This is a genomic window from Ferruginibacter lapsinanis, assembly GCF_020783315.1.
Taxonomy (GTDB): domain Bacteria; phylum Bacteroidota; class Bacteroidia; order Chitinophagales; family Chitinophagaceae; genus Ferruginibacter; species Ferruginibacter lapsinanis.
Window position 1 is genome coordinate 2,641,402 of sequence record NZ_CP086063.1, and the last position, 19,533, is coordinate 2,660,934.

19 protein-coding genes and 1 tRNA gene are annotated in these 19,533 nt (G+C 36.3%); 14 read left to right on the forward strand and 6 right to left on the reverse strand.

Annotated features, from left to right (window positions below; translation table 11 throughout):
• The first annotated feature begins 14 nt into the window (after positions 1–14).
• From rnr to LK994_RS11160, 7 genes are all read left to right on the forward strand, one after another.
• Entirely contained in the window at positions 15–2,018 is a 2,004-nt protein-coding gene (rnr, locus tag LK994_RS11130; RefSeq protein ID WP_229760157.1) for a ribonuclease R, read from the forward strand.
• Positions 2,018–2,983 carry a polyprenyl synthetase family protein gene (locus LK994_RS11135; protein WP_229760158.1) on the forward strand — a complete coding sequence of 322 codons (966 nt, stop codon included), beginning with the start codon at positions 2,018–2,020 and terminating at the stop codon, positions 2,981–2,983. The genes rnr and LK994_RS11135 overlap by 1 nt, the downstream gene beginning before the upstream one ends.
• Positions 2,984–3,066: 83 nt before the next feature.
• The gene (locus LK994_RS11140; protein WP_229760159.1) at positions 3,067–4,974 is read left to right on the forward strand and encodes an amino acid permease; all 1,908 of its coding nucleotides are present in this window, start codon (positions 3,067–3,069) and stop codon (positions 4,972–4,974) included.
• A 99-nt stretch (positions 4,975–5,073) separates the two neighbouring features.
• A complete protein-coding gene (locus LK994_RS11145) occupies positions 5,074–6,087 on the forward strand; it encodes a Smr/MutS family protein (RefSeq protein WP_229760160.1) in 1,014 nt (337 codons plus the stop codon).
• A 370-nt stretch (positions 6,088–6,457) separates the two neighbouring features.
• Entirely contained in the window at positions 6,458–8,014 is a 1,557-nt protein-coding gene (locus LK994_RS11150; protein WP_317206735.1) for a hypothetical protein, read from the forward strand.
• 69 nt (positions 8,015–8,083) lie between these two features.
• Positions 8,084–8,713: a response regulator transcription factor gene (locus LK994_RS11155; RefSeq protein WP_229760161.1), complete on the forward strand. Its 630-nt coding sequence runs from the start codon at positions 8,084–8,086 to the stop codon at positions 8,711–8,713.
• A gap of 113 nt (positions 8,714–8,826) precedes the next feature.
• Positions 8,827–9,540 carry a hypothetical protein gene (locus LK994_RS11160; RefSeq protein ID WP_229760162.1) on the forward strand — a complete coding sequence of 238 codons (714 nt, stop codon included), beginning with the start codon at positions 8,827–8,829 and terminating at the stop codon, positions 9,538–9,540.
• A gap of 54 nt (positions 9,541–9,594) precedes the next feature.
• Here the strand turns inward: LK994_RS11160 and LK994_RS11165 are convergent, their stop codons facing one another.
• Complete coding sequence (locus tag LK994_RS11165; protein WP_229760163.1) at positions 9,595–11,346, reverse strand: tetratricopeptide repeat-containing sensor histidine kinase; 1,752 nt, start codon at positions 11,344–11,346, stop codon at positions 9,595–9,597.
• Between the two features lie 206 nt (positions 11,347–11,552).
• Between LK994_RS11165 and LK994_RS11170 the strand changes: the two genes are divergently transcribed.
• Entirely contained in the window at positions 11,553–11,840 is a 288-nt protein-coding gene (locus tag LK994_RS11170; protein ID WP_229760164.1) for a DUF3817 domain-containing protein, read from the forward strand.
• A gap of 5 nt (positions 11,841–11,845) precedes the next feature.
• Here the strand turns inward: LK994_RS11170 and queD are convergent, their stop codons facing one another.
• The 5 genes from queD to LK994_RS11195 form a co-directional block, all read right to left on the reverse strand.
• On the reverse strand, positions 11,846–12,199 hold the full coding sequence (queD, locus tag LK994_RS11175) for a 6-carboxytetrahydropterin synthase QueD (protein ID WP_229760165.1): 354 nt from the start codon (positions 12,197–12,199) through the stop codon (positions 11,846–11,848).
• Between the two features lie 45 nt (positions 12,200–12,244).
• Positions 12,245–12,676, reverse strand: a complete 432-nt coding sequence (locus tag LK994_RS11180; protein WP_229760166.1) for a pyridoxamine 5'-phosphate oxidase family protein — start codon at positions 12,674–12,676, stop codon at positions 12,245–12,247.
• A 229-nt stretch (positions 12,677–12,905) separates the two neighbouring features.
• A complete protein-coding gene (locus LK994_RS11185) occupies positions 12,906–13,223 on the reverse strand; it encodes a hypothetical protein (protein WP_229760167.1) in 318 nt (105 codons plus the stop codon).
• 177 nt (positions 13,224–13,400) lie between these two features.
• Positions 13,401–14,366: a methylenetetrahydrofolate reductase gene (locus LK994_RS11190; RefSeq protein WP_229760168.1), complete on the reverse strand. Its 966-nt coding sequence runs from the start codon at positions 14,364–14,366 to the stop codon at positions 13,401–13,403.
• A 61-nt stretch (positions 14,367–14,427) separates the two neighbouring features.
• On the reverse strand, positions 14,428–14,898 hold the full coding sequence (locus LK994_RS11195; RefSeq protein WP_229760169.1) for a hypothetical protein: 471 nt from the start codon (positions 14,896–14,898) through the stop codon (positions 14,428–14,430).
• Positions 14,899–15,083: 185 nt separating this feature from the next.
• Here LK994_RS11195 and LK994_RS11200 point away from each other — a divergent pair, with 185 nt between their 5' ends.
• The 6 genes from LK994_RS11200 to LK994_RS11225 all read left to right on the forward strand — a co-directional run bounded on the left by LK994_RS11200 (position 15,084) and on the right by LK994_RS11225 (position 19,114).
• Positions 15,084–15,665 (forward strand): hypothetical protein, encoded by a 582-nt coding sequence (locus tag LK994_RS11200; protein WP_229760170.1) that lies wholly within the window; start codon positions 15,084–15,086, stop codon positions 15,663–15,665.
• 375 nt (positions 15,666–16,040) lie between these two features.
• On the forward strand, positions 16,041–16,490 hold the full coding sequence (locus tag LK994_RS11205) for a GldM family protein (RefSeq protein ID WP_229760171.1): 450 nt from the start codon (positions 16,041–16,043) through the stop codon (positions 16,488–16,490).
• Positions 16,491–16,648: 158 nt separating this feature from the next.
• Positions 16,649–17,152, forward strand: a complete 504-nt coding sequence (locus LK994_RS11210) for a YqgE/AlgH family protein (protein ID WP_229760172.1) — start codon at positions 16,649–16,651, stop codon at positions 17,150–17,152.
• 122 nt (positions 17,153–17,274) lie between these two features.
• A tRNA-Leu gene (locus LK994_RS11215) sits at positions 17,275–17,358 on the forward strand.
• Between the two features lie 613 nt (positions 17,359–17,971).
• Positions 17,972–18,190: a hypothetical protein gene (locus LK994_RS11220; RefSeq protein WP_229760173.1), complete on the forward strand. Its 219-nt coding sequence runs from the start codon at positions 17,972–17,974 to the stop codon at positions 18,188–18,190.
• A 42-nt stretch (positions 18,191–18,232) separates the two neighbouring features.
• Positions 18,233–19,114 (forward strand): carboxypeptidase-like regulatory domain-containing protein, encoded by an 882-nt coding sequence (locus LK994_RS11225; RefSeq protein ID WP_229760174.1) that lies wholly within the window; start codon positions 18,233–18,235, stop codon positions 19,112–19,114.
• The last annotated feature ends 419 nt before the right edge of the window (positions 19,115–19,533 follow it).

Below are 19,533 nucleotides of genomic sequence, written 5' to 3' on the forward strand. Positions count from 1 at the left end.
GTAAATTGCACGATATGAGTAAAGACAGAAAATCAAATTCAAAAAAATCATCACAAACAGCTATAGTTAAGGGGAGATTAGATATCAGTCGTAGCGGAATGGGATTTGTAATTGTAGAAGGAGTTGAAAAAGATATTGTTGTAAGACCTAACGATTTTGGAAGAGCTTTTCATGGGGATATTGTACGGGTGCAGATCAATAAAGAAGGTGGCGGTAGCAAACGCACAGAAGGTAAAGTGGTGGATGTAGCCGAAAGAAGTAAAACAACATTTGTAGGGAATATAGAAGCTAATAAGAATTTTGCATTTTTTGTTGCAGCGGGAGAAAAACCGATTCCTGATTTTTATGTGCCGGTAGATAAATTGAACGGAGCTGTAAACGGCGACAGGGTAGTAGTGAAATTAGTTAAATGGGATAAAGCAGATAAGAAGCCCGAGGGTGAAGTATTGAACGTTTTGAAAGCAGAGGATCTGAATGATATGGCGATGAAAGAATTGCTCATAGATGGAGGTTTCCCTTTATCTTTTTCTGATGAGGTGATGAAGGAGGCAAAGCAGATGTCTGATAAAATTACCAGGGAGGAGCTAAAGAAACGTAAAGATTGCAGAGACATATTAACTTTTACCATTGATCCCGTTGATGCAAAAGATTTTGATGACGCTATTTCAATAAGAAATTTAGATAATGGCAATTATGAGATCGGCGTTCATATAGCTGATGTCAGTCATTTTGTAAAACCGGATAGTGTGTTGGATAAAGCGGCTTATGAAAGGGCTACCAGTGTCTATTTGCCCGATAGAGTAAATCCGATGTTACCCGAAAAGATCAGTAATGAATTATGTTCTCTTCGTCCTAATGAGGATAAATACACTTTCTCAGTGATATTTCAAATTACGAATAAAGCAGAGATAAAACATAAGTGGATCGGTCGTACTATTATCAATAGTAACCATCGGTATACTTATGAAGATGCACAACAGATCATCGAAACAAAGGATGGCGTAAATTTTAAAGCCATTTTATTATTGAATGACCTGGCAAAACGTTTCCGTAAAGAGCGGTTTGATAATGGAGCGATCAATTTCTCTTCACAGGAAGTTCGTTTTACATTAGATGAAAATGGTAAGCCTTTGGGTATTGTAGTGAAAGAAAGTAAAGACGCACATAAACTCATTGAGGAATTTATGTTGTTGGCAAACAGAACTATAGCTGAATATATCTCCAAGATAAAAATAAATAAACAACCTATCCCTTTTCCATATAGGATACATGACACACCTGATGAAGAAAAACTAAAACCATTTGCAGCTTTTGCAAAAAAATTTGGTTACACATTTGATATTAAAGACGAAGCAGCTGTAGCCGGTTCATTTAATAAGTTATTGAAAGATGTAAGTGGAAAACCAGAGCAACATGTATTGGAGCAGTTAGGCATACGTACGATGGCCAAAGCTGTGTATACGTCAGAAAATATCGGTCATTATGGTTTAGGATTTGAACATTATTGTCATTTTACTTCTCCGATACGTCGTTATCCGGATGTAATGGTGCATCGAATTTTACAGGAATGCCTGGATAAGAATTTGAAGCTGGATAAAAAAATGGAGGAAAAATGTAAACATTGCAGCGACAGAGAGCGTAAAGCAATGGAATGTGAGAGAGCCGGTAATAAATACAAACAGGTTGAGTTCATGCAACAGTATCTTGGAGAAGAATTCGAAGGTATTATTAGTGGTGTTGCGGCATTTGGTTTCTTTGTAGAAACTGTTTTGCATAAATGTGAAGGAATGGTTACTGTGAGAGATCTCAGTGCCTATGATGATTTCAGATTAGATGAAACCGATTATGCATTGGTTGGTTTGCGTACCGGTAAGAAATTCCGCATGGGAGATAAAGTGATGATAAAAGTAGTGGCCGCTAATTTAGAAAAACGACAATTAGATTACGAGTGGGTAGTGGGGAATGAAAAATTAGATGCCCAAAAATCTAAATTAAATCAAAAGTCTAAAAAGAAGTAATGAAATCTTTTACAGAATTGTCTAAAATATTTGAAGAAAGATTTGCTGTAAGGCATTTTCCTGATCATACAAAAACCTTGTATGACCCGGCACAATATATTTTACAACTGGGAGGTAAAAGAATAAGGCCCGTTGCGGTTTTGATGGGTAATGAATTATTCGATGAGATCAATCCGGATGCTTTTCATGTGGCAGCTGCCATCGAACTGTTTCACAACTTCAGTTTGATCCATGACGATATTATGGATAAAGCTCCCTTGCGGAGGGGGATGGAAACAGTGCATAAAAAATACGGAGACTCTACTGCATTGCTGGCCGGAGATGTGATGTTGATCCAGGCATATGAATATATTAATAAGATCGATGCGTATCATTTACAAAAAGTGATGCAGCTATTTAATAAAACTGCTAAAGAAGTTTGTGAAGGTCAGCAACTGGATATGGATTTCGAATCCAGAAGTAATGTTAGTTTGGAAGAATATGTAAACATGATCACCTTAAAAACTTCTGTGCTGCTGGCTGCAAGTTTGCAGTTAGGAGCAATTCTTGGAGGTGCAAGAGAAGGTAGTCAGCAATATTTATACGAGTTTGGTAAAAATCTCGGAATCGCCTTCCAGGTGCAGGATGACTATCTTGACGCATTTGGCGATCCGGAAAAATTTGGCAAACAGATCGGCGGCGATATTCTTGCCAACAAAAAAACATTTTTAATGATCCATGCTATGGATACTGCTTCTCCTGAGCAGTTGGCTGAGTTGAATTCATTAGTTGCCAATAACCCTGCAGATAAAGTTGAAAAAGTATTGAAGATATTTAAGGATTGCAAAGTAGATGATTGGGCAAAAGAGTTAAAAGAAAAATACCTGCAAACAGCCTTGAAAAATTTAGAAGATACTCCTGTGGTTTCTTCTCGTAAACAATCACTGGCCGATCTGGCGGCGTATTTAATACAAAGAGAGCATTGATTGAAAATGGATTTTTATAACATATTCTAAAAAATCTCACTTCAAACAAATTTTCATAATTTACCTCTACAAAATAATCTTGTATGTCAAATTCTTTGTTCCGCACAAAAAAAATTGAAAATATTTTAGCAGAGGGCGGCGATGACCCTCATGGGGGTGACGGATTAAAAAGAGTGTTGACAGTTCGTGATCTTACTTTCTTTGGAATTGCTGCCATTTTGGGAGCAGGTAGTTTCAGTAGCTTAGGTGGCGCAGTTTTTAATGGCGGGCCTGGGGTAGTGATATTGTTTTTGATAACCGCAGTTGCTTGTGCATTTACCGCATTTTGTTATAGTGAATTTGCCAGTCGAATACCCGTGGCAGGTAGTGCCTATACCTATGCTTATGCAAGTTTTGGAGAATTGTTTGCCTGGATCATTGGATGGGCTTTGATAATGGAATACAGTATTGGTAACATTTATGTTGCTTTTAGCTGGAGCGATTACTTTACTTCTTTCTTGTCTAAATGTGGTGTCGATTTGCCCACCTGGTTAGCCACAAGTTATAAAGAAGCTCAGCATGCGGTAAGAGATGGTGCTTTAACCGGAGATCAGTTTGAAGCATGGAAAACAGCTCCGGTTATTGGTGGCTTGAGAATAATCTTTGACCTGCCTGCGGTGATCATCAATTTCCTGATCACTTATCTTGTTTATAGAGGAATAAAAGAAAGCCGCAATTTCAGCAATGTAATGGTGATACTTAAAATGGTGGTTGTAGGGATGGTGATCGTAGTTGGCGGATATTTGGTGTTTGCGAATGGATTGACTTTTAACTGGACACCAGCTAATGACGCAGGGGTGAGGTCTTTTATGCCAAACGGTTTTAGTGGAGTGATGGCGGCGGTTGCGGGAGTGTTTTTTGCGTACATAGGTTTTGATGCGGTGAGTGTGTTAGCAGAAGAAAGTAAGAATCCCCAACGGGATCTGCCAAGAGGGATGATCTATTCTTTGGTTATTTGTACTATTGTCTATATACTCTTAACATTGGTTTTAACAGGTGCAGTTAACTATCGGAATTTTGATGGAGTAGGCGATCCCCTGGCTTTTATATTTGAAAAACAGAATCTGAATGTTGGCTGGATGCAATTATTTGTTGCAGTTGCTGCGGTGGTAGCGATGACAAGTGTGTTGTTAGTATTCCAAATGGGACAACCTCGTATATGGATGAGTATGAGCCGTGATGGGCTTTTGCCATCTGTATTTCAAAAGATCCATCCAACATATAAAACACCTTCGTTTGCAACAATTGTAACCGGTTTGGTCGTAGGTATTCCTATATTATTTACAGATAAGACCTTTGTGTTAGACTTTACCAGTATTGCAACATTATTTGCATTTGTGTTGGTTTGTGGTGGCGTATTATTGATACCACGTAAAGAAAAACAATCCGGTAAGTTCAATATTCCTTATATCAATGGTAAAATAATTTTTCCTTTCATTATTATCGGATCGATAGCTGTATTGGTATATATGATACCGAAATATTTTACCGATAAAATAGATTTTACTGAAGAGAAAAAAATTGATGCTTTTGCTGCGGTTATACCTAAACACAATTTTGATACAGTGATGGTATTACAACAATTGCAACAACATTTATCAATAGCAGCAGATCACGATGAATTATTTACAGGCTTATCAGATTCGATTGCTGTAAAACAATCCGCAGCTGAAAAAATTTCGGTGGCCAATAAATTCATTGCTTCTTCCGATACAGAACAAAGTCGTACACAAAAAGTGTCTACAGTTATATTCTGGCTATTAATGATTGGGTTAGCTATCATTACGATAGTGAAAAATTATTCTTTGATACCATTAATGGGTGTCAGTACTTGTCTTTACTTGCTTACAGGAATGACCAAAGCCAACTGGTTGTGGTTTGGAGGTTGGTTATTACTCGGCTTGATAGTTTATTTTATGTATGGTTACAAGAAAAGCAAACTGGCCAAATAATAATGATCCGGTGTTTTTTACAGAATGAGATCAGTTTTTTAAAGTCAAATCTGCGTTATCAGTGTTCTATGTGTAACTTTGCAGTCCTATAAATAACAAATGAAATACGAAGTTGGCGATAAAATAGTGGTGAATCTTACTGATGAAGAAGGAGTGGTGGTAGATATCATGAATGAGAAGATGGTGATGATTGAAGTAAAGGGGGTAAAATTCCCTGCTTATACTGACCAGATCGATTTCCCTTATTTTAAAATGTTCTCACAAAAGAAAACTGTACCAAAACAGAAGGTATATGCCGAGGATGTTAAAAAAGAAAAGGGTAGCAGTAAACAAAAAGTAGCCGATGGGGTTTTCATTTCTTTTGTACCGGTATTTGAGAAAGATATTTTTGACGATGCGGTGGTTGAAAAATTTAAACTGTACCTGATCAATCAAACAGATACGGAATTGGATTTCACTTATACTTTATTGCTTAACGGGGTAAACGATTTTGAATTAAAGAATAGCATACTTCCGTTGAATGATTTTTACCTGCATGATGTACAATTTGAATTGTTAAGTGATAATCCCCGTTTTGATTTTGAATTTTCTCTTACAAAACCTGATAAAAAGAAAGCGGAGTATTTTGAATCATCCTTAAAAATCAAGGCAAAACAATTATTTAAGCGTATCGAAGAGATGCAGATAAAGAATGAACCTTCATTTTCTTATCTGTTGTTTCAGGAATATCCGGATAGAATAGAGACGGAAAAGGTTGATCTGTCAAAGTTGGGCAATGCCGGTTTCAGGATATACGGAGCTCATGAAATAAGACAAAATATGCCGTCGGCACAATCTGTAGTAGATCTGCATATAGAGAAGCTGACAGATGACTGGAAGCACCTGAGCAATTACGATATCCTGACCATCCAATTAAAAGCATTTGAAAAGTATTACGACCTGGCTATCAGTCATTTTCAGCCAAGTTTAATCATAATACACGGTGTAGGAACCGGGAAACTAAAGAATGAGATCCATGAGATATTAAAGGCTAAAAAGCATGTGAAATCCTTTGCCAATCAATACCATCATAGATTTGGCTATGGGGCAACAGAGATTTATTTTGAATATTAAGTAAATGTTAAAAAAAAGTTAGAGAAATGTGATGTTGGTAATGTTTTTTTACCGTACTTAGCAAAAAATAAGTCCTTCCGTAGAAACGGAAGAACTTTTAACGATTGCTTGCCATATGAAAAATTCTTAAAGTAATTTTTGACTGAAACTGGATTTCAGTATTTTTATCTCCGCATGAATAATGCGCCTCAACGATTGGATGTCATTTTAACGATTGCTTGCTTATGAACTTTATTTCCCAACCTTCTTACACAAAAGTAAGAAGGTTCTGTATGTGTGATAAATCAACTTGATAAAGCTTTTATTACGCTAAGAACGTTAAAAAAAATGCAAAGTCCTTATTGGTATTGCATTTGGCTAAATTTAATTTATGATGTCCAACAGATTTACAGATATATTATTTCAACTGATAAAGTCATTAGAAAAGGCAGAAAAGCGGAATTTTAAGCTCTATATCAAAAGAAGTTCACACAATGAGAACCTGAAAATTGTTGAATTATTTGATGCAATGGACAAATTGCCTGAATATGATGAGGCAGTTTTGCTAAAAAGACTCTCTTCCATCAAAAAACCACAACTGTCTAATGTAAAAGTGCATCTCTACAAACAATTATTGAGTAGTTTACGATTATTGAAGAGTACGGAAAGTATTGATATGCAGTTAAATGAGCAGTTGGATTTTGCCAGGATATTATATAACAAAGGGCTGTATCAGCAAAGTTTGAAAATATTAGAGAAACTAAAGGAAACAGCGAAACATCACTATAAATATAATTTTCTGACACAGGTAATTTCCTGGGAAAAAAAGATTGAAGCATTGCATATTGCCAGAGGGATGCAAAGCAGAGGAGAGTTGCTGTCTGCTGAGGCAATAGAAGTAAATGATAGGGTACAGATGGTTGCCCGGCTGTCTAATTTATCGATACAGCTTTACAGCTGGTTTATAAAGAACGGTCATGCCCGAAATGAAAAAGACGAACAAGGTGTAAAGGAATTCTTCAAAAACAATTTACCATCCGAAGCATTTGAACAAATCGGTTTTTATGAGCGGATGTATCTGTATCAATGTTATTGCTGGTATGCTTTTATTCGCCAGGATTTTATACAGTATTATCGTTATTCTCAAAAATGGATCGATTTGTTTAATGATCATCCATTGATGATAAAAGTTGAAACAGGTTATTACATTAAGGGGATGCACAATTTGCTGAATGCCCATTTTGATCTGCGCAATTATCAAAAATTTGAAACAACCCTAAAAGACTTCGAAGCTTTTTCTAAAACGGATCTGGCAAACAGGCATGACAATCACCGTATCCAGACATTTATATACATTAACAGCGCAAAGATCAATCAGCATTTTATGCTCGGAACATTCTCTAAAGGCCTCGAGCTGGTGCCTTATATTGAAGAGAAACTGGAAGAGTATTCTTTGTATCTGGATACACACCGGATATTGGTCTTCAATTATAAGATAGCATCTCTTTATTTTGGTAATGGAGATTATAATACCTGCATAGATTATCTGCAGAAGATCATCAATGATAATGTTGATTTCAGAGGCGACCTGCAATGTTACTCAAGGTTAATGCATTTAATGGCTCATTATGAAATGGGTAATTTGGAGTTGATAGATTCATTAACTAAATCGGTTTACCGTTTTATGGCTAAGATGCAAAATCTTACTATAGTGGAAGAGGAGATGTTTAAATTCCTGCGTAATTCATTTAAAGTACATCGTTCTAAATTGCAACCGGAGTTAGAGAAGTTTTTGCATACGATCAAACAGTTGGAGAAAAATCGTTTTCAAACCCGTTCTTTCGCTTATCTGGATATTATTTCATGGGTAGAAAGTAAAGTGTATAAAAAACCAATGGCCACCATTATCAGAGAAAAATATCTTGCAGGGAAGAAACGCAACTATTAGAATGCCGCATTTAACTGCTACTACTTTTTTCACATCTCTTTTTTGTAAAATATTACAGATATTCGTTCAATGAACATCCAGTCGCTTGCAATTATTGAAGACGATGAAAAGGTTCGTAATTATCTTACGGAACAAATTCAGGCATATACCAATATCCCTCAGGTCTTGTCATTTTCGGATGGAGAGGCTGCTTTGTCTGCATTAACCAAGAATGCTGTGGATATCGCCATGTTTGATGTTCAATTACCAGGAATAGATGGAATAGAATGTACCAAAAGATTGAAAATGGTACATCCCCGTATGCAGATTATGATGCTGACCGTTTATGATGATACTGAAACAATTTTCAGTGCATTAAAAGCAGGCGCAAGTAGTTACATGCTAAAAAGTACCCCACCCGAAAAGATCATCGAAGCAATTGCAGAATTGCATTCCGGCGGTTCTCCTATCAGTAGTCAAATAGCCAGAAAGGTGATCGAAGCATTTACTGTAAAGGAAAAAGTAAACGAATATTTTCAGGAATTAAGCAGGAGAGAGCAGGAGATGCTTGAATTGCTGAGTAAAGGATTTCGTTATAAAGAAATTGCAGATAAACTTTTTTTAAGTGTTGAAACTGTACGTACGCATATACGCAATGTATACGAAAAGTTACAGGTCAATTGCCGTATCGAAGCATTGAAAAAAACAGGACTGTTATAATTATACCTCCCTACCGAATTACTACTTTTTTCACATTGTGCTGCGTAGCTATTCAGTTTACTTTTACTGTATCAAATCAATCATCCATTAAGTAACATTCTAAAAATTGTATTATGAAAAAAAACATGCTTTTTCTGCTGGCACTTATTGGTGCTTTAACATTTGGTTCTTGTAAAAAATCTGACAAGTCATACACTTGTGCAACCTGTACCAGTACACCAAGAGCTGCTGCAGCAAATGATGCAAGCAGTAAAGGTGTATATATAGGCGTATTGATCGGTTCTTCAGGAACTATTAAATTTGATGTAATGAACAATGGAACTGATATCACTGCCGTAATGGTAATTGATGGAGTTACTGTAAATCTTACATCATCTGTCACATGGGTATCAGGCCAGCCTTATATAGCGCCTTTTACAGGAACATTAAATGGTTCTCCAGTCAGTATCACCTTTAGTGTAGATAATAACGGAGGATCTCCAACGATCACAACTGCATCAGTTCCGGGACATCCATCAATCGAATTTACTTTAGTGAAAGAAACATCTACTGCATTGGTAGAAGGTTTTGAAGGAACGTATTCAACATCACAAAATGAAAAAGGTACATTCAATATATTATTGTCAAGAGTTTTGGGTAAATGGGGTGGTGTTGCCAGAGAAAACGGCACTACAGTTAGCGATGATATTAATGGTACAATAGTGAATGGAAAAATTATCGATGACAATAATACTCAGGTGGGTACTTTGTCAGGAGATGAGATCAATGGTACTTTTGTAGATGGTAATAATACTACTATTACTATTTACGGTAAAAGAACTTTATAAATTAAATACCTTTTATTTAAGTCCGACCATTCAATCAGAATGGTCGGACTTTTTTTATATCGTAATAGCATAAGTAAATGAACTTCCTTCATTTATTGCAGAATCAATAGTAAGTGTTCCATTTACTTCCTGTATCCTGTGTTTAATATTCTTCATTCCATTACCGCTAAAATGCTGCGTAGTGTCAAACCCAATTCCATCATCTTTAACTGTAAAAGTTAATTGTTGTCCAACTAATACAGCTTTTATATCTATTCTTTTTGCCTTGCTATATTTTACAGCATTATGTACAATTTCTTTTGTGATCAGTAAAAGGGCTCTTCGTTGTTCGTTGCTAAGTATAACCACAGAAGTTGTTTCCGGAAAATCAATAGTGAATATAATGCCGGAGTATTCAAGCAATTTGTTCAATTGTTCTCTCAAATAGGCAAATAACAGATCCAGTGTTTTATTTTCAGGATTTAAACTCCATACTATCTCACTCATATTACTAATGAGCTTATGACTGGTCTCTGCAATTTCTGCAAATTCATTATTCCCTGTTGGCTGTTTCCGCAAAGCATGTTCGCTTATCAAAGTAATTTGTGTAAGACCAGCGCCAATATCATCATGCATTTCACTGCTGATACGTTTTCTCTCTTTATATTCCGCAGCCAGCATAGCTTTTTCATGCAATTGCCTTTGCTTAAGCAGTTTGCGGTTGTACAATAAAAAGGCTACAATACCTAACAGTGCAACAACAATTCCAACACCAATAAACTGATATTTTCTTTTTTGTAACAAAAGTTTTTGTTTACTGGCAGTAAGCTTATCGATCTCCTGCTGTTGTTTTAACAGTATGATTTCTTTTTCTTTTTTCGCTGATTGATATTTGCTCTCCAGTTCGGTAGTTTGCCTGGTTTGCTCTGTATTGTACAGGCTTTCACTATAGGCAGAATATTTTTGATGCCATTCAAATGCTTTTTTGTAATCCTTCAGTCCTGCATAGTCATCCGATATGCTTGAGGCTGCTTCAACCACAACATTCATCGCATTTAGTTTGAGAGCAATATTAAGCCCTTTCATATTATAGTCAATGGCCTTATTATAATCTTTCATTTTAGCATATACATTACCGATATTGGTCATGTTTACGGCTATAAAAAACTGATCTCCCAGTTCTTCGGCTATTTGTAAGGATTTTTTATATAATTCGATTGCCATTGGGTAATTACCCAGAAATTTATACACTATACCAGTATTATTGTATGACATCGCCATCCTGCGCCTGTCATTCATTTTGATATAAATCGCTAATGCTGTATTGTATTCTTTTAATGCTTCGGGGTATTTTTGAAGGTACTGTTCGTATACCACTCCTCTGTTATTGGCGCAGTCGGCAATAATAGAAGAATCTTTAATAGTAATAGCCATTTCTTCTGCCTTACTATATATATTAAGCGCCGAATTGTAATTTTTCTGCTCTTCATACAATGCACCCATATTTATTAAGGCCCGGGCCTCAGCACTTCTATTCCCTGTTTCCTCAGCCAATACAGCCAGTTTTTCATAATACTTCATCGCCTCAACTCTTTTCCCTGTTTGAGAATAAATATGGCCAATATGATTGTAAATGGTAAGCAGTTGTTTTTTGTCATTCGTTTGTAATGCCGTACGCTCACATTTTTCAAAAATCACTAAAGAACTGTCGTATGAAGCCCTGTTATATAACTCAGTACCCTTAGAGATCAGGGCACTGTTGCTTTGGGCATGTAATTGAGTAGCCAGTAATAGGGCAGCCAATGCAAGGCAATAGAATCTATACATGTTAACGAATAAGGTTTAACCAAATATAGCAATACTAATTTGGTTAACCAACATATCAATTTGACTTTGATTTATTGATATGAGTAAGGAATTTTATATATGATAGCAGGTTTGTAATCGTTGCCATCAACTGAGAAGAATTAATTTATAACTACTTTAGATCATGCAAGCCACTATCTTTGGCCATAATCTTACTATTTGTGTCTATGAAACTGACAACATCTTTTATTACTAAATGGTTCTTGCTGATTGGAAAGATCGAGGGGTATAGTTATTTGATCTTATTGGGGATAGCAATGCCACTGAAGTATATTTTAAACGAACCAAAATATGTTCGGCTATTTGGAACGGTGCACGGAATACTGTTTGTGTTATTTATGGTGCTGCAGCTATTGATGTTACTTAAAGTAAAGATGTCTTTTAAAAAGGCAGCCATTGCTTTTTTGTTATCATTATTACCCTTTGGTACTTTTTTTCTGAAACGATTGGTATGATCAATCTATCCTTCATAGATCACCCCGGAAGAAGGTGTTTCATTCAGCTCTATTCTTTTTAATCCGGGGAAGATTGGTTTTATTCTATTCCAAAGCCATATGGTCAATATTTCGCTGGTAGGGTTTTCTAATCCTTGTACTTCATTTAATAACTGATGATCCAGCAATTCTATGATTGGCAGTATTCCTTTTTTCAGATCGGTATAATCAATGATCCAACCGAGTTCCGGAATAATATCTCCTTCAATAAATACAGTAAAAAAATAAGTATGCCCGTGAATTTTTCCGCATTTGTGTCCGGCTGGTACGTTTGGTAAAAAGTGTGCAGAATCAAAAGAGAACTTCTTGTAAATGATCATAATCTATACTTCGTTGATGTGTGTTTTGTGTGTGATAAAAAGAAATTATGCATGTTCATATTTCTCCCATTTCAATTTCTTGCCGAAAATATTCGTATTGTCCGTCATTTTTACCATAGTTAATTCTATGCACCATACATCACCCGGCTTTGCCAATGCAAAAGGAAATTTTTTATGATAAAATGTTTCAGGTTTAATGTATTCCGGAAATCCGCCATAAAGAACTTTGCCGGTCAGCTGTATTCCTTTTAAGGAGAGTAGTTCATTTTTGTCGGGTAAAATACTTCCGGCTATTATTGGGTTCTCTGCAAGCAAAGTAGAGTGCAGGGTTTGAGAAGAAGATTTGAAAAACAATAAATGATTACGCTCATCAAAAGCATAAAAACAATGAAAACAATATGGGGTATTGTCTTTGTCAGTGCAGCAAATGGTGGCTATTTTGTTTTCTTTTATAAAATTAATTATTCCTTCTTGCATGTAGTGTGATCATGGATATGTTTACAGTATATGATACCTGGCTAAATAAATTTCTGCGGCAAAGTAAATGGTTTTGATGTTTTGCACCTATGATTAAAATCATAGCAACAATTTTTGTTTGGTTGAGTATTTTTCTCTAAACAACGCCATATTAAATAAAAGATGGCCTGTATTAAAAACGGTTTGCAAATAATTGCAAACCGTCTTTTTATCTATAGTGGTTGTGATGTTAAGCGGCAAACTTACCCAGGGTAGAAACCTTGCCCATTGCCGGATGGTCTGCAAGAAAATGATTGGCAGATTCATTCCAACATTGACCAAGAGAAGCAAACAAAGAAAATGTTTTTAAAATATCATTTGTTTCATCTGTTATTTCTTCTTCAGTAACAATTTTTTCGTTTCCTCTGATATTGGGTACTTCAATATAGGGTTGTTGTTTTGTTTCATTTGGATCTGTTGGATCCTGTTTACTTTGATTGTACTCTTTGTTAGTTTTTGTATCAGGTTGATTGTTGGTCGTTGGTAAATTATTATGAGTAGTTTCCATTTTGTGCGCTTTAGTTACGAATGAATTATCGTAACACAAAGATGCGTTTCCTGATAGGATAAATTGTTACACAATTATATGCAATGCTTACATTATTGCTATGTAGCGTATTGGGCCCTTGTTGATATGATAATAAATTACAGGAAAGGGCAGGAGTGGCTTTAAAATTATTATTTCTTATGCTCTCGATTGCTCAGCAATTTCGCCGGATTTTTTTCTTAATCCTTTTGCTTTCAGCATTTCGCCGATCTTATTAACCAGGAAGATCGAGGCATCAATTTCTTCTTTGCGTATAGCTACGCTCTCAATATTAAATCCAAAAGGTATTGATTTCTCCGAACAATAATTGATCAGTTCATCAGCAATATCCAGTGCAATTTTTACAGATTGTTCTACCGTGTTATCAGTTGTTATCAGTTCATTCTTTAATGAATCCGGAATATGTATGCCCAGCCATTCCATAAACTCAAGTGTTTTAACCGAACCACATACAGTCAAGGTGAAAATAACCGTAGGCATTTCCTGTTTTTTATATTTACAGGTTGCAGCTAGTGCTTCCAGTGTTTCTCTGGCATAATCAATATTGAATATACATTGCGATACAAAAAATGACACACCTGATTCCATTTTGTCCATCATTCTGATGTCTTCATCTCCGAGAGTGGCATGTCTTTCAGGAATAGTAACGGCACCAATTACAGAGTCGTTTTTATGTTTACTCCATATTTCATAAGCTTCCTTAAGACTTGTTTTTACTTTATAATCCGGAGCTGGAAGTCCTACAAGTACAGGGTAACACTTATTATCAGTAAGGTCTTGTAACCATTGCGCTAATTCTTCTTTGGTAAATTTTCCTGCCGGTCTGTAAATGATCTTGGGAATAGAAAGCGACTGTAAATGCGTGGTAGTAAATTCAAATGGATCCAGTGCGCCGGTAAACGGGAAAGGCCTTACTTCAGAAGTTCTGGCCGATTCATCCTGAACATCGTACACCACCAGGGCATCAATATCTAAAGGGTAAATACGTTCCAGTGTTTTCTCTGCTATTGTTATAACCTTTTCTGGAGCGGTCTGTATTTTTGGAGGAGTAATTCCGTATAATAAAATGCCCGATTCTTTTTCCTTTATCTTCCTTAAAAACATATAGCAGTATTATTTTATAAAGGTTGCAAAGGTAAGCAATTGCGGTTAAATAAGCCAACGATCAGTTGAATGAGTAATCCCAGCTGCGCTTTTGTGATGGCTTATGCTGCATAAAGGTTAAGGCATTTATAGCCACTTCTCTTACTTTATCGTCAGCATAGTACAGGTACCTGGAAATAACAGGGGAGTATTTTATGTTATAAGTCAGTGATAATAAGTGTAATGTGTTGCAAATAAAGACAGGCCCGCTTTCATTCAGCATTTCAAGGATAGGCGTAAGCTGTATATCTGCCAAACCGGAGGTTTGAGTATAAGCAGCAGAAATATTCCTGAATAACAATTTTCTTATTATCAGATTGTCTTCAAGTGGTAATAAGTTTACCAATTCCTGAACGGTTTGTGCTATTTCTTCATTGTGGGTGTTATCGGCTCCCGATCGCATATACCTTCCTATGGCAGCTAATCTATTGGCTTTTTCTTCCGGGCTGCATTGCCCGATGCCTTCAAATAATATTTGAATAGTCTGGTTCATAGGGATTGGTACTTACACAACGTTTTTTTTACATCTTTAGTATGTTTCATCGTATGTAAGAATAAATATGGGCAAAAAGTGGTTGTTGTATAATATCTGTGTTTCATTGCATAATTCACACATGTAGTTGATCTGTGGTGTTATAGCCCTACATTACAGAAAGTATTAACATAAAACTCATCGCTATGTCTATTAACTTATTAGAAAAGATCCAACAAAATTTAGGATATCCTGTGTTGCAAAAAATTGACCCCAATACAGAAGAAATTGTCTTAGATGAAAAAACTCCGGATGAGGACAGGTTAAGTCAGGCTGCAATTCCTTCTATGCTGGCAGGGTTGTACATGTATGTGCAATCGGATGAAGGAGCTATAGCCTTTTTGAGAAATAACGGTTCAATAAATTGGACCAGTGAAATATTTACTGAAAATAAAATTGAAGCGATTCAAAAAATTGCCGGCTATGCAAACGTATCTGACGAAATAGTTGTTGCTACGATGAATAATATTGCCAATGAAGCGGTAAAAGTGGTAAAAGAAAATTTAACTGATGCGGCAGCGATAAAAGACATAAAACTGTTCTTTAGTAACCAAAGGAATACTATACTTTTATATTTACCTGCAGTATTAAATATGGGAGTATTACTACATAATGATTCGCTGGATGATAGTACCAACAAAATGGAAGGCCCCATATCCAGCTTGATGCAAAGTTTAGGTAGCGCTTTTTCTACACCGGTCACAGATAAAGAGATCAAAACTCAATAATTATTTTTCCCTGCTTTTATATTTGTATGCAATTTGTCTTCATATTATTAAGGTCAAATTGCCTGGCATTGGTCAGCTCAGATTTGAAGCCATTCTTTTGAATTATAGTGATCCTTACCCAATCGTTTTCAACAATTACAATATTGCTTTGTGGGCATAAATACTCACGTTAATGGAGATATGAATAAAATCATTATCTCGTTTTATTGTTTAGAGATGCCTGAAAAAATACGAACAAATTAGTAGACGTTTCAAAAAAATGATGCGACACAATGATAGGGTTGCATTCACGTGGTTAAAATAAACTGTAACATTTTTTTCACGTATGATGCATTATTTTTAAAACATCATTCACGCTTGCAAAAACTTTAAACAATGAAAACCTTACTTCTTTTCTCCGTGGTATCCTTTTGTACAGTACAGGCAGATAGTCAATTAGCTTATGTTGAAAAGCCTGAGTCCGTAAATTATTTTTCATCTACTACTAACAATCCTGAAGAAGATCCTGACCGGGTATTACAACTTGGTACTGATGGAGGACGGATGTCTGCAGTAGTATTTAAAAATCAGGAGTATTGTCGTGCAGAGTTAGAACGTTTTGATTTCGATGCTCATTTCAGTGTGGTAGGTGCTACAGTTTATTTTTCCGGTGCTAATTTTAAGAACCTGGAAAAAGGTACTATCACCAGCAGCAGTTTAAAACCTATCAAAGAACTTATGTTGCGTTGTGTGCCTGGTTCTATAGTTGTTTTTGATGATGTAAAAGTGATAGGCCCGGATAAAAAATTACGTACTATTCCCGGCGCTACATACATATTGTATTAATGATCTGATTCCAGCTGGAAGCGGCAGCCGGTAAAATAGTTTGATAGCATTTGGAGTCTTGCGATCAGCAAGAGTATGATGACTAATATCAGGCTAAGATTATTGTGTTTGTTGAAATCAATCAGTACTTTCATTCTTCAAACACCTGGTTTAAACAAATGAACATTAACGCCGGCACATTGCTTATCAGCACGCCTTCTCTGGATGGAAGTATCTTTGAGAGATCCGTTCTTTTTATCGCAGAATATAATGATAAGGGAGCAATGGGTTTTGTCATCAATAAATTATTCCCAAGAACACTGAATGAATTGGAAGAATTTAAAACATCTCAGGCCTTCCCTCTATATGAAGGAGGGCCTGTTGCAAATGAAAGCCTTTTCTTTTTGCATCAGCGGCCTGGTTTAATAGATGAGGGTATACATGTTATTGATACAATTTATTTAGGAGGAGATTTTAAAAAGGCAGTGATGCATATCAATCTCAAAACCATCAATGAAAATGATATTAAATTGTTCATCGGGTATTGTGGTTGGGATCATGGGCAATTAGAGGAAGAAGTGCAGGAGGGGAGTTGGTTATTATCTGATGCATCTATTCAAACTGTTTTTGTTCAGCCGGTTCAAGATCTTTGGCAGCAACAATATCAAAAATATAATAAATAATTTCTACGATCTGTTAGTAGAAGTTTTAGCGATCACGCTTTATATTTCTTTACCAGGTACTGGTTTATTATTTAGGTTCAATTTACATAAAACATTATCTTGCGTTTTCTTAATGCAAAAATGCCCGGGTGGCGAAATTGGTAGACGCACTGCCTTCAGGTGGCAGCGTTCGAAAGGATGTGCTGGTTCGAATCCAGTCCCGGGCACAAAACTGGATGTAAGGCAATTCTCTTTAGAATTGCCTTTTTTATTTTTTTATTTTTTTTCGGAATATTAAAAAATAAAAGATTTTTTCTCCCAGCGAGGTTTCACTTTGTTCTCTTCAATATACTATTCTTTCTGTGCTCACCCGTCCGCCTAAATAATAATACAATGTAGAATTACCAATGTTGATTTTACAGTTTGAAAATCCCGAGCGTAGTCTCGGGAAGTACAAAAGTTAAATCAGGGAACCATCCGACAAACGTGCCGTAATCGTTTGTCGGGCTCTTTTTTGTTTCTTTTTGGAGAAGTTGTAAATCCCGATTATTTCGGGGCAAAAAAGAAAAATAGCAAATACTGCAGCAAGAAACATACTGAAAAGAGTTTTAATTCTCTTACAGAACCCTGCCCTGCAACCATTCCCCATCAATTCCCGTCTATCTAAAATAAACAATTAATAACCAACAGTCTATAACCAACTATTTCAAAGAAATGATAAACTATTTAAAAGAAATAAGCAACTACTAACGGTAAATAACAAACTATTCAAAAGAAACGATTAACTACAAGCGAGAAATGACCAACTATTCAAAAGAAATGATAAACTATTAAGAAGAAATGACCAACTGTTCAAAAGAAATGATAAACTATCAAGAAGAAATAACCAACTGCTCAAAAGAAATGATAAACTATCAAGAAGAAATAACAAACTGTTCAAAAGAAACGATCAACTATAATCGAGAAATGCCCAACTATAATAAAGAAATGGTGAACTACGCCAAAGAAATAACCAACTCCTTCAAAGAAAACCCCAACTATTCCAACGCAATCAAATAAAAAACTAAGAAAATGAATGCAAAACAAGAAGCAAAACTAAACATGCTCAGAGCAGTAGAAACACATCTCAACGATAACAGCAGCATTGTCGCCACAATACCCGCATTCCAGGCATCAGTTCAGGTGTTAAGCACAAAAATTCAGGCCATTATCGATACTGTCCAAAACGAAGTTGTAATAACAACAGGCATCGCAGCAGATAAGACCGCTGCCAAAAAAGAACTCAGCACCGAAGCCGCCGCAATAGCCGGTATCATCGCCGCCTACGCAGCCGCCATCGGCAACAATGAATTATTACAATCAGTAAACATTACCTACAGCACATTACTCAAAACAAAAGACGACCTCTTAGCCCCACGCTCACAAAATATTCATGCCGCCGCACAAAATAACATCGCAGCATTAGCACCTTACGGCATCACACAAATGCAGATCGATCATTTACAACAAACAATAAACAACTATCAGTCAAAAGTTCCCAACACAAGAAACGCAACCGCACAAAAAAAGACATACATCGCCAATTTAAAAATGCAATTACAAGAAGCCTCCGCATTACTCACCGATCAGGTAGACAAAATAATACTAGCCTTCAGATCCACCCATCCCGATTTTGTCACAACTTACATTGCCAATAGGGTCATCATCGATCCACCTACAGCACACACCCAGATAAAAGGCACTATCACCAATTCTCAAACTACAAAGCCCATCGCCGGCGCAGCCATTCAGGTCATCGGTCGTTCAACCACCGACATATCCGATGCCGAAGGCAACTACACCCTAAAACCTCTAAAAAGCGGACACTATTCCATCATCATCACCAAAGCAGGCTACCAAACCCAAACCCTCAACCTCATCAAAGTAAAACTCGGCCAAACACTCACCCTCAATATTTCCATGCTTCTATCAACAAATAATTAAAGCTGTCAGCCTGACAGTAAAGTAAAGAGTGGTATTTTTTCACATCAATAAATCAGCACATATCAAACAAACAACTATTTCGAGTCAAATCATAACATAATGTAGAATTCCAAATGTCCAGTTTACAGTTTGAAAATCCCGAGCGTAGTCTCGGGAAGTATAAAAGCTTAATCAGGGAACTCACCAGAAAAGCGGATGTAATGCTTTTCTGGCGGCTTTGGCGCCTGTCCCGATTATTTTGGGAGTTACTTTTTTTTCGCAAAAAAAGTAAGAATAATACTTCTTCCGTTGTCGGTGTTTCGTTTAATTTTCAGGAAGCCCCTAGGGGCCGTTGCCTGGTTTCCAACCAGCACTAAAATAGTATAGCTACGCCTCCGGCACAAAATAACCTGGTACCATCCGTTTACGAAATCGATGCA

Excerpts from the sequence above, each read along its gene's own strand:
- LK994_RS11210 (WP_229760172.1), top strand. The coding sequence starts at position 16,649 with ATGAACATTAACGCCGGCACATTGCTTATCAGCACGCCTTCTCTGGAT.
- LK994_RS11140 (WP_229760159.1), top strand. The coding sequence starts at position 3,067 with ATGTCAAATTCTTTGTTCCGCACAAAAAAAATTGAAAATATTTTAGCA.
- LK994_RS11225 (WP_229760174.1), top strand. The coding sequence starts at position 18,233 with ATGCTCAGAGCAGTAGAAACACATCTCAACGATAACAGCAGCATTGTC.
- LK994_RS11200 (WP_229760170.1), top strand. The coding sequence starts at position 15,084 with ATGTCTATTAACTTATTAGAAAAGATCCAACAAAATTTAGGATATCCT.
- LK994_RS11160 (WP_229760162.1), top strand. The coding sequence starts at position 8,827 with ATGAAAAAAAACATGCTTTTTCTGCTGGCACTTATTGGTGCTTTAACA.
- LK994_RS11150 (WP_317206735.1), top strand. The coding sequence starts at position 6,458 with ATGATGTCCAACAGATTTACAGATATATTATTTCAACTGATAAAGTCA.
- LK994_RS11195 (WP_229760169.1), bottom strand. The coding sequence starts at position 14,898 with ATGAACCAGACTATTCAAATATTATTTGAAGGCATCGGGCAATGCAGC.
- LK994_RS11205 (WP_229760171.1), top strand. The coding sequence starts at position 16,041 with ATGAAAACCTTACTTCTTTTCTCCGTGGTATCCTTTTGTACAGTACAG.
- rnr (WP_229760157.1), top strand. The coding sequence starts at position 15 with ATGAGTAAAGACAGAAAATCAAATTCAAAAAAATCATCACAAACAGCT.
- LK994_RS11155 (WP_229760161.1), top strand. The coding sequence starts at position 8,084 with ATGAACATCCAGTCGCTTGCAATTATTGAAGACGATGAAAAGGTTCGT.
- LK994_RS11170 (WP_229760164.1), top strand. The coding sequence starts at position 11,553 with ATGAAACTGACAACATCTTTTATTACTAAATGGTTCTTGCTGATTGGA.
- LK994_RS11180 (WP_229760166.1), bottom strand. The coding sequence starts at position 12,676 with ATGCAAGAAGGAATAATTAATTTTATAAAAGAAAACAAAATAGCCACC.
- queD (WP_229760165.1), bottom strand. The coding sequence starts at position 12,199 with ATGATCATTTACAAGAAGTTCTCTTTTGATTCTGCACACTTTTTACCA.
- LK994_RS11190 (WP_229760168.1), bottom strand. The coding sequence starts at position 14,366 with ATGTTTTTAAGGAAGATAAAGGAAAAAGAATCGGGCATTTTATTATAC.
- LK994_RS11185 (WP_229760167.1), bottom strand. The coding sequence starts at position 13,223 with ATGGAAACTACTCATAATAATTTACCAACGACCAACAATCAACCTGAT.
- LK994_RS11220 (WP_229760173.1), top strand. The coding sequence starts at position 17,972 with ATGACCAACTGTTCAAAAGAAATGATAAACTATCAAGAAGAAATAACC.
- LK994_RS11135 (WP_229760158.1), top strand. The coding sequence starts at position 2,018 with ATGAAATCTTTTACAGAATTGTCTAAAATATTTGAAGAAAGATTTGCT.
- LK994_RS11145 (WP_229760160.1), top strand. The coding sequence starts at position 5,074 with ATGAAATACGAAGTTGGCGATAAAATAGTGGTGAATCTTACTGATGAA.
- LK994_RS11165 (WP_229760163.1), bottom strand. The coding sequence starts at position 11,346 with ATGTATAGATTCTATTGCCTTGCATTGGCTGCCCTATTACTGGCTACT.